This window comes from Candidatus Pelagibacter sp. PS_06, assembly GCF_059418045.1.
In genome coordinates, this window is record NZ_CM182078.1 from 320,283 (window position 1) to 332,329 (window position 12,047).

Consider the following 12,047-nt stretch of genomic DNA (forward strand, 5'->3'; position numbering starts at 1 on the left):
ATTAATTTTTAAAAAAGAAAAAATTAATTTGTAATTAGCTAGGTTCAATTAGTTCAAAATGGGTTTTTTTAACTACATATACCCATTTTGGTAACCCTTAAAATCCTATTTTTTCTGCTAGGTTTAAAGTGATTTTATGGGCAAAGAATCCATAAAAAACAAAACCCAAAAATTATTTATTGAACCGTTAGAGCAAAGAATAATGCTCGATGGGGCTGGGGCTTCTACGTTTTTAGATTTAATTGATGAACGAAATCAACAACAAATTACAATAAATTCTTCAAATAAAGACATATATAAAGAGGGAGATAATTCCAATAAAGACATTCCATTTACCAATATTGCAAGAGATAAAATAAGAAATGATAAGAAAAATATAGTCTTTATTGATAGTGCCGTTGAAGATTATGAGACAATTACAAGTTCTTTTAAGGAAAATACTGAGTTTTATCTAATCAATGCAAATGAAGATGGCTTTAAAAGAATAAGTGAAATTTTAAACGATAGAGAAAATATTGATGCTTTACACCTAATTGGTCATGGCTCATCTGGACAAATTTTATTTGGAAATGCATTTTTAAATAATGAAACCATAGATAATTATAAATCAACTCTAACATCCATTGGTCAGTCTTTAACCACAAGTGGGGATATTTTATTTTATGGTTGTAATGTTGCATCCACTGAACAAGGTGAAATTTTAATTAAAAAAATATCAGAGATTACTAAAGCAGACATTGCAGCATCAGATGACTTGACTGGTAAAGGTGGAGACTGGGAATTAGAAAAAAAAAATGGAATTATTGAAACAAAAAATGTTCAAGTATTTGATTATAACAATTCTTTAGGTACCGCAGATACTTATGGTATTGCTTCTTATAATTCTGACGTAGTTGAAAAACATTCAGCAACAAATTTTAAAGCTTCCTATTCTGGAAATGGAAGTAATGATGGTGGACAAAGTGATCATCCCAACGATAGGTTTATGATAACGCAAGAACAACAACATAAAACCTCAGGTACGTTCTCATTCACTAATACTGGAGGTGAAAGTCAGCGACACAATTATGCAGCAACAAGTGTTACTGCAAGTTCAACAAATCCAATAAATATTTATCTAGTATATTTGAATAACAATATAAATAGATTAAGCTCCTCTAGTAACTGGGGAGAAATAACTTTTGAACATGAGATAATTGGTATCTATAATAGAAATCGCGATACAATTGCATGGTCAGGTGTATCTAAAGATGGAGCCACTTACCCAACTTCAAGTGCACAAAAATTTAATAGAAGGGGATTTGAAGATACATCAACAAATGGTGGGAATGACGATTGGGTAGTTTCTAATAACAACAAAACTTTAACTTTAAAATCTGATAATGGAGAAAAAGGTGACTTCATGAGAGTTTTTACTTATGCGAGTTTACCTGTTGCTAATAATGATACGGGTTATATTAATGAAGGAGAAACCTTAAGTGTTTCTAATTCTGCCTCTGCCGTTTCCGGAACAACATCGGGAAGTCATAGTGGAGATGTTGAGAATAATGATACTGACAGTGGAGGACATACTTTAACAATTACTTCTGTTAGAAAAGGCTCAACTGAGGGTAGTGGTTCTTCTGGATCAGTTGGATCTGCTTTAAGTGGTGATTATGGTCAGTTAACCCTTAACTCAAATGGTTCTTACAGTTATGTAGCAAATAATGATATTTCTGGTTTGGAAAGTGGATCCACTGTTACCGATAGTTTTAATTACACAATTTCGGATGGACTAAGCTCTGATATAGCAACAATAACAATCACAATAATTGGTCAATCTACAAACGATGCACCTTCTGCAGATAATGAAACTAATTCAGTTCTTGAAAATAATACAGTCACTGTAACTGATGGAGCTTCAGATGTTTTAGATGGAGATACTGATACTGACAATGACCCTTTAACAGTAACTCAAATTGCAGTTACTGGAAGTGGAGATAATGCAGTTACCGCAAGTAGTACTTATAACTCTGGTTCACCAGCAACGATAACAGGAACTTATGGAACACTAACTATTGGAGCTGATGGAACATACACTTACGTTGCAGACCAAAGTGCTGCAGATGATCTTGATGCAGGAGATATTGTTACAGACAGTTTTACTTATACCGTTTCAGATGGAACAGCTACCGATACTGCAACATTAATTATAACAGTCACAGGTATTAACGATGCTCCAGTTGCAGTTGACGATACTGATAGTGTTAATCAAAATACAACAGGTACAAGAAGTTCAGGATCAAAACTATTAATGGCTGATGACAGTGATGTAGATGATCATGATAGTTTCACAGTTACTCAAATTGGTTTAACAGGACAATCAAGCTCAGGTGTAAACGCTGGTAGTTCATATAATTCAAATGGAACTCCTATAACAGGTACCTATGGTACCTTAACAGTGGGTGCAGATGGAACATATACTTATGTTGCAGGGTCAAGCAATGGTACCGATAGTTTCACTTACACAATATCAGATGGGACAGCTACTGATACAGCTACATTAATTATTACTGTTGCCCCAAACTTTTCACCAACTGTCGTAAATGATACGGATAGTGTTACAGAAGGTGGAACAGTAACTGAAACCACTAATAGTCAAGGCACCGTTTTATCTGATGACAGTGATGATGATGGAGATAACTTAACTGTTTCAGGAACTGTTAGCCAAACAAGCGCAACTGCAAACGGTGGAAGTTCTATTACAATCAGCAGCCCTAACAGTGCATCTGTTGGATCTGCAGTTACTGGTTATTATGGTCAATTAACTTTAGACAGTGATGGTACTTATTCATATGTCGCTAATCAATCAACGGCAGAAGCCTTAGATGGTGGCGAAAGTGGAACAGATGTATTTACTTTTACCGTTTCTGATGGAACAACGACAACCTCTTCAACAATTACCATTACTGTAAATGGTGCAAACGATGCGCCAACTGTTGTAGATGATACTGACAGTGTTACAGAAGGCGGAACAGTTATAGAAACTACAAACAGTGCTGGTACTGTTCTATCTGATGATAGCGACGTTGATGGAGATAACTTAACTGTTTCAGGAACCGTTACCCAAACAAGCGCAACTGCAAACGGTGGAAGTTCTATTACAATCAGTAGCCCTAACAGTGCATCTGTTGGATCTGCAGTTACTGGTTATTACGGTCAATTAACTTTAGACAGTGATGGTACTTATTCATATGTTGCCAATCAATCAACGGCAGAAGCCTTAGATGGTGGCGAAAGTGGAACGGATGTATTTACTTTTACCGTTTCTGATGGAACAACGACAACCTCTTCAACAATTACAATTACTGTAAACGGTATATTTCAAGCAAGCTCAACAGTAGAAGAAGATGGCTCTGTATCAGTAACTGATGGAGGGAGTGCTTCGAGCCCATCTGCAGTTTCTCTTGCAGATACAACAACGCCGCACTCGTCTTTTGATAAAATTAGATTTATAAATTTTAATGACGATGGAACAAAATTAATTGGTTTAAATATATCCTATGATCAATTAGATCAATATCATCTTGCTACACCTTATGACTTTTCAAGTTACACTTCACATGAGGCTCAATCTATTTCGGGCTTTAATAGTAGTCCCACTGGCTTGGCTTTTAGTAAAGATGGATCAAAAGTATATACAGCCATATCAACTATCGCTGAAGATACTCTTATTCAAACAAGTTTATCAACAGCGTGGGATACTGAAACTGTAAGCTCAAGTGCTGATAACACTATAAATCTCAGAACCCTTTTTGGTATTGGTTCAAGCGAATACATAAGAGGTATCTCAACTAGTGAGGATGGAACTGAATTTTATATAATAACATCAGGTGATAAAATGCACCAAATTACTTTAGGAACAGCTTGGGATATTTCTTCTTATTTAACACCTGATGTTGAATATGATTTTTCCTCGACAGGTCCTTCAGATAATTTGGGAATGCATTTTAGTCCTAACGGAAAAAAATTATTTATTTGGGGATATGATGAAAAGATGTATGAATATACACTTGAAACAGAATGGCATTTATCATCAGGTGTCACATATGAAGGAAATTTATCCTTAAGTGAAATAAACTCTACTAATTATGGATCTTTTACTTTTAGCAAAGATGGTTCAAGACTACTAGTATTAGAAACTCAAGATGACAATCTCGTAGAGTATACTTTATCCACACCATTTTCACTCATAAGTGTTGATCAAACTAAATCTGCTGAAAATATCACAACTGTTTCATCAATTAGAACAGGACAGAGTGGTGGCAGTGGAACAACGGGTTCAATTAATACTGCTTTAACTGGAACTTACGGTCAGTTAACCATTCAATCCAATGGTTCATATACTTATCTTGCAAACCAAGATGTGGCAGATGCATTAGATCCAGGAGATGTTGTTTATGATTATTTTACAATTAATGGAAATACAGAATTAACTATTACCGTTGTAGGTATCAACGATACCCCTTCTGCGGATAATGAAACTAATTCTGTTGATGTAAGCAGCACTCTTACTGTAACTGATGATGACACTACACATGTTTTATCTGGTGATACAGATGATGACACTGATGCTTACTTAACTGTTTCTGCAATCAGAATAGGTTCATCAGAAGGTTCAGGTACTGCAGGTACAATTGGTTCAGCTTTAACAGGAAGTTATGGTGCTTTAACTATGGCAGCTGATGGTACCTATACTTATGTCGCAGGTTCAAGCGCTGGAACTGATAGTTTTAACTACACCGTAACCGATGAATTTGGTGCAACAGATATTGCAACGTTAACAATTACGGTTAATGCTGTAAATAATGCACCTACTGCATCTAATTCAACAGTATACATTAATGAAAATAACCAAGTATCTTCAGCAGGAGATAGAACTCCATCTAATATTACAAAAGTATTTGCAGCAAGTGATTTTAATTTTGCAGATACAGATGGTGGCAGTTTATCAAAAGTTAAAATTACCACTTTAGAAAGTGCGGGTGCTTTAGAATACGATAATGGATCATCTTGGGTTGATGTAACTGAAGACCAAGAAATTACAGCGTCAGATATAGGAAATAATAAATTAAGATTTACTCCGGCTGCAAACTCAGAAAGTAATCCAACGTTTGGTTTTAAAGTTCATGATGGAACGGATTATAGTTCATCTGCTTATACAATGACTATATCAGTTAATGCTGCACCTGATGTTACAGATACAACAGTAGGATCAACAGTATCTGCAGGTGCCACAAGTTCAGGTGATGTTCATGATGGTGTTGCTGATAGTGATGATGATGATAGTGTTTTAGTAGTAACAGGTGTTGCATCTGGAAATGAAAGTTCAAATAATTCAATTGTAACCAATAATACTGGGGTTGGCTCAGCAGTATCTGGAACCTATGGTTCATTAAATATTGCTTCAAACGGAACATATACTTACACAGCAAGTGCAACAAATAACATTGCATATGGTGCAACTGCAACAGACACTTTTACATTTACAACCCGAGATGATGAAAGTAATTCAGGATCTAATGCCTACGATGTAGGTACTATTACGTTCACCGTTGCAAGTTCAATTTCTTTAGTAGCTGATACTGATGCTGTTGCTGAAGATGGAACAGTTACTCATTTAACAAATTCAGAAGGCACAGTTATTTCAAATGATGCTGCTGATACTAACGGTTTAGTTGTTACAAATATTTCTCATACAAATGGAAATGCAGATACCATTGAGTCTGGTTCTACGTATACAAACTCTAGTGGAGAGCCTGGTAGTGTTGTTGGAACTTATGGAACTTTAAAAATTGGAGCGGATGGAACTTATACTTATACAGCCGATCAAACAGCAGCGGATGCATTAGATTTAAATGACGTAGTAACAGATGTATTTACTTATACTGCAGATGGTGCAACAGCCACTTTAACTATCACAGTAACTGGTATCAATGATGCACCTTTTGCACAAGATGATAAGGGAGTTATTGTTGAAGATGGAACTTTAGCAGTTGCAAATGGTGCAAATGCTAATGTTTCACTTGATAATTGGATAAATACCACAGGTGAACATTCAGGAGATGTAATTCACACTTCTTTAGCTGGTAGGCAGGATACAGATGTTGATGGTGATGATACTGCAAATCTAGTGGTCTCAGCTATAAGAACGGGTAGCTCTGAAGGAGGTGGATCAGCTGGTACAGTTGGACAAGCTTTAACAGGAACTTACGGTCAATTAACTCTTAATTCTAATGGATCATACTCTTATGTTGCAAATCAAGATGCAGCAGATGTTTTAGATGCTGGAGACACCGCAAATGATGTTTTCAATTATACAGTATCAGATGGTAATGGTGGCACTGATACCGCAACAATTACTATTGTAATTTTAGGAGCTATTGATGCACCTTCAGCTACAAATGACACAGGGTCAGTTAATGAAGATGCAACTTTAACAGTTTCAACAGCATCAAGTGGTGTAACTCAAGATAATGATACAGATGCGGACGCCGATGATAGCGCATCATCATTGGTTATTACTCAAATTAAAAAAGATGGTGGATCAAACTCCAGCGTATCTTCAGGCACAACTCACGCTAATGGAACTTCAGTTACTGGAACTTATGGGACATTAGTCATTGGTGCTAATGGAACTTATACTTATGTAGCTGATCTAGATGCAGCGGATGCATTAGATTTAAATGACGTAGTAACAGATGTATTTACTTATACAGTTTCAGACGGAAATGGTGGAACAGATACTGCCAATATTACAATTACTGTTACAGGAGCAAACGATGATCCAACTGCAGTTAATGATACAGGTTACATAAAAGAAGGTGGAACTTTAACAGTTACAAATGGTGGTTCAGCTGTTTCTGGAACTAGCACTGGCAGTAATACTGGAGACATGACTGATAATGATACCGATGCAGATGCAAGCTCAACTGCAACTATTACTAGTATTACAGCCACAACAGCAAGTGGAAATGCACAAACAACTTTTTCAAGTAGCTCTGAAACAGTTTCAGGTTCTTATGGTACTTTAACAATTAATTCTAATGGGTCTTACTCTTATGCTGCAAACTCAAATATATCAGGCCTTGATGCAGGGGATGCAAATATAACAGATGTCTTTACTTATATCGTATCTGATGGCACCGCTACATCTACTGCAACCCTTACAATTAATGTTATTGCTAGCCAAGATCTAACTGCAAGAAATGATACAGGTACTGTAAATGAAGATGCAACGTTAACTGTTGCAGATGGTGATAATGCTAACAGTATTACAACTGCTGCAACCTCATATAGTGCAGATGATGCTGAGAGTATTAGTGTTCAAGAAACTAATGCTGCTGGACTTGCTTTTAGCAAAGATGGTTTAAAAATGTTTCATGCAGGAAATGATAATGATGATATTCATGAATACACTTTAACATCGGCATTTGATGTATCGTCAGCTTCTTACGTAGATTCTTTAGATGTCTCAGCAAGAGACACCCAAATTTTTGGTATAACTTTTAACAATGATGGAACTAAGTTGTATTTCACCGGTGCTAAGACAGCTGATGCAGTTTTTCAATATAGTTTAGGTACAGCTTACGATATTTCATCAGGAACATACGATAACGTTAGTTTATCTGTTGTAGACAATAGACCTTGTGGAATTCGTTTTAATAATGATGGAACAAAATTATTCGTAACTGGATTTGATAGTCAACGAATTGAAGAATATTCTCTATCAACAGCATTTGATATATCTTCATCTTCAGCTACGTATGCAGGTAATAGTGAAAGTTTAAATACATCGTCTTATGAAACTTTACCTAGAGACATTGAATTTAATAGCGACGGAACAAGATTATTTATTACCGGAGGTACGGGTGATGATATTACGGAATATGAATTATCTACTGCTTTTGATGTTTCTACAGCAACATATCATGGCGAATACGATACGTCATCACAAGACGTAGACACTTTTAGTTTAAGGTTTAATAACGATGGATCTAAAATGTTTATGTTGGGTTATGATTCAGATAAAGTTCATGAATATAATTTAGCTAGTCCTTATAATTTAATAGATATTTCAGGTGAACACTCAGGAGATGTCATTCACACAAGCTCAACTGATAATTATGATACAGACCCTGACAGCGATACTCTTACAGTTACTGCAATTAGAACAGGATCAAGTGAGGGTTCAGGAACTGACGGTTCAATTGGTTCAGCTTTAACAGGAACATACGGTCAATTAACTATTGCAGCAAATGGATCATATACATATGTAGCAAATCAATCTGCTGCAGATGCATTGGATCCAGGTGATGTGGTAACTGACACTTTTAATTATACAGTTTCAGATGGGCAAGGTGAGACGGATATTGCAACTATAACCATAACAGTTATTGGTGTTAATGATGCGCCAACTGCAGTTGCAGATACTGCTAGTGTAGATGCAGGAAGTACTGTTAATGACACTACAAATAGTGCTGGTACTTTAGTCTCAGATGATACCGACCCTGATGCAAGTTCTAGTTTATATGTAACAAAAATTACTGGTAACAGTAACAGCTCAGAGGTAACGTATAATTCAACAAAATCATCGAATGCAGCAACCATTGTTGGCTCTAAAGGTACCTTAACATTTGGTTCAGATGGTAGTTATTCTTATGCCGCAAACTCTGACGCAACATCAGGAGACGATGTCTTTACTTATACTTTAAGTGATGGAACAGCAACACACGATGCTACATTAACAATTACAATTAATAACTCTGCACCGGTTGCACGTAATGATACCGGTAATATTAATGTTGGTGGAACTTTAACCGTTTCAAATAGTTCTAATGCAACAAGTGTGGATACAGCTACATTCAGTTCCTCAAATTCATACAGTTCACAATACCCATCTCATTCTTCTGATGTAATTTTTAATGATGATGGAACAAAAATGTATGTATCAGATGATAATAATGGTTATATATACCACTACAATCTCTCAACTGCCTTTGATGTAAGTAGTGCATCTTACCTTAATGCCTATGCGAGTGGTTCTGCCGTCCAATCCATGGCATTTAATAATGATGGAACAAAATGGTTTTTACTAAATACAAACCAAATAAGAGAATACAGTGTTTCAACAGGATTTGATACAACTACTAGTAACGTAAGCGCAACTACAACCAGTACTCTTAATTCCCAAGACTCAAATATGATGGGGGTAACCTTTAATAACGATGGAACTAAGATGTTCACCGTTGGTGCATCAAACGATAAAGTATATGAATACGCCCTAAGTACAGCCTTCGATATTTCAACAATTTCATATACTGATAGTGTTAGTATTCAATCTCAAGAAATATACCCAACAGACATAAGATTTAATCACGATGGAACAAAAATGTATATCACAGGTACAAGTGGTCGAGATATTAACGAGTATACGTTATCATCTGCCTTTGATATAACATCTACTGTTACCCATAAAGGTAGTTACAGTCTTAATGTTTCAGACTCGTATCCAACTGGTTTTTCTTTTAATAATGATGGAACAAAACTTTTTACCACAGGTCAATATTACGATAGAGTTAATGAACATAGTTTAACAACTCCTTTCAGCCTAGTGGATGTCTCTGGTGAACATTCAGGTGATGTCATTAACACAAGTTCAACTAATAATTATGATACAGATCCTGATAGCGACACACTAACTGTTACTGCAATTAGAACCGGTTCAGATGAAGGTAATGGTACAGCAGGATCCGTTGGTTCAGCCTTAACAGGATCGTATGGTCAATTAACAATTGCAGCAGATGGGTCTTATACTTATGTTGTTGCAGACAATAGTACAACGAATGCACTCGATGCAGGCGATATTGTAACGGATATCTTTAATTACACTGTATCTGACGGACAAGGCGAAACGGATATTGCAACTATAACCATAACAATTACTGGAATAAACGATGCGCCAGTTGCAGATAATGATACAGATACTGTTACGGCAGCTGGTACTATAACTGATGCCACTAATAGCGCTGGAACCTTAGTTTTAGGTGATACCGATGCTGATGCAAGTTCTAGTTTATATGTAACAAAAATTACTCACACTAACGGAAACAGCTCAGAGGTAACGTATAGCTCAACAAAATCATCGAATGCAGCAACCATTGTTGGTTCTAAAGGTACCTTAACATTTGGTTCAGATGGTACTTATTCTTATACTGCAAATTTAAATGTCACAACAGGACCGGATATTTTTACTTACACCGTAACTGATGGAACCTCTACAACAACTGCAACACTTACAATCAATGTTGTAGTTAATCATTTTGGTTATATCCAAGAAGGTAAAACATTAACGGTTGCAAATACGGCCTCACTTGTTTCTGGTACAAGTACTGGAAGTAATACAGGAGACATTGTCTTTAATGATACTAGCGATACATATACTGTAACACATATCCAACATAGTGGAGCAGGTTCTGCAACCTCTGTAACAGATGCTACTTACTCTCATGGTTCAGCAACTTCTGCTAGTGGTACTTATGGAACCTTAACCATTGGTTCAGATGGTAGTTATCAATATGTTGCAAACTCAAACATTACTAATTTAGATGCAAGTGATTCAAACGTAACCGATACATTTACTTACACCGAGAGTATTGGAGGTGTAGCCACTACAAAAACATTAACTATATATGTTATTCCAAGCCAAGATCTAACCGCACGTAATGATACCGGTAATATTAATGTTGGTGGAACTTTAACCGTTTCAAATAGTTCTAATGCAACAAGTGTGGATACAGCTACATTCAGTTCCTCAAATTCATACAGTTCACAATACCCATCTCATTCTTCTGATGTAATTTTTAATGATGATGGAACAAAAATGTATGTATCAGATGATAATAATGGTTATATATACCACTACAATCTCTCAACTGCCTTTGATGTAAGTAGTGCATCTTACCTTAATGCCTATGCGAGTGGTTCTGCCGTCCAATCCATGGCATTTAATAATGATGGAACAAAATGGTTTTTACTAAATACAAACCAAATAAGAGAATACAGTGTTTCAACAGGATTTGATACAACTACTAGTAACGTAAGCGCAACTACAACCAGTACTCTTAATTCCCAAGACTCAAATATGATGGGGGTAACCTTTAATAACGATGGAACTAAGATGTTCACCGTTGGTGCATCAAACGATAAAGTATATGAATACGCCCTAAGTACAGCCTTCGATATTTCAACAATTTCATATACTGATAGTGTTAGTATTCAATCTCAAGAAATATACCCAACAGACATAAGATTTAATCACGATGGAACAAAAATGTATATCACAGGTACAAGTGGTCGAGATATTAACGAGTATACGTTATCATCTGCCTTTGATATAACATCTACTGTTACCCATAAAGGTAGTTACAGTCTTAATGTTTCAGACTCGTATCCAACTGGTTTTTCTTTTAATAATGATGGAACAAAACTTTTTACCACAGGTCAATATTACGATAGAGTTAATGAACATAGTTTAACAACTCCTTTCAGCCTAGTGGATGTCTCTGGTGAACATTCAGGTGATGTCATTAACACAAGTTCAACTAATAATTATGATACAGATCCTGATAGCGACACACTAACTGTTACTGCAATTAGAACCGGTTCAGATGAAGGTAATGGTACAGCAGGATCCGTTGGTTCAGCCTTAACAGGATCGTATGGTCAATTAACAATTGCAGCAGATGGGTCTTATACTTATGTTGTTGCAGACAATAGTACAACGAATGCACTCGATGCAGGCGATATTGTAACGGATATCTTTAATTACACTGTATCTGACGGACAAGGCGAAACGGATATTGCAACTATAACCATAACAATTACTGGAATAAACGATGCGCCAGTTGCAGATAATGATACAGATACTGTTACGGCAGCTGGTACTATAACTGATGCCACTAATAGCGCTGGAACCTTAGTTTTAGGTGATACCGATGCTGATGCAA

Annotated in this window: 1 protein-coding gene (only partly in view); it reads left to right on the forward strand. The window is 36.1% G+C overall.

The features are described from left to right. Window positions 1-136 precede the first annotated feature (136 nt). Window positions 137-12,047, forward strand: the 5' portion of a protein-coding gene (locus AC5SLZ_RS01555; RefSeq protein WP_494615879.1) for a cadherin-like domain-containing protein. It continues 19,946 nt past the right edge of the window; the window shows 11,911 of its 31,857 coding nt (coding positions 1-11,911); it begins with the start codon at window positions 137-139; its stop codon lies off the right edge, out of view.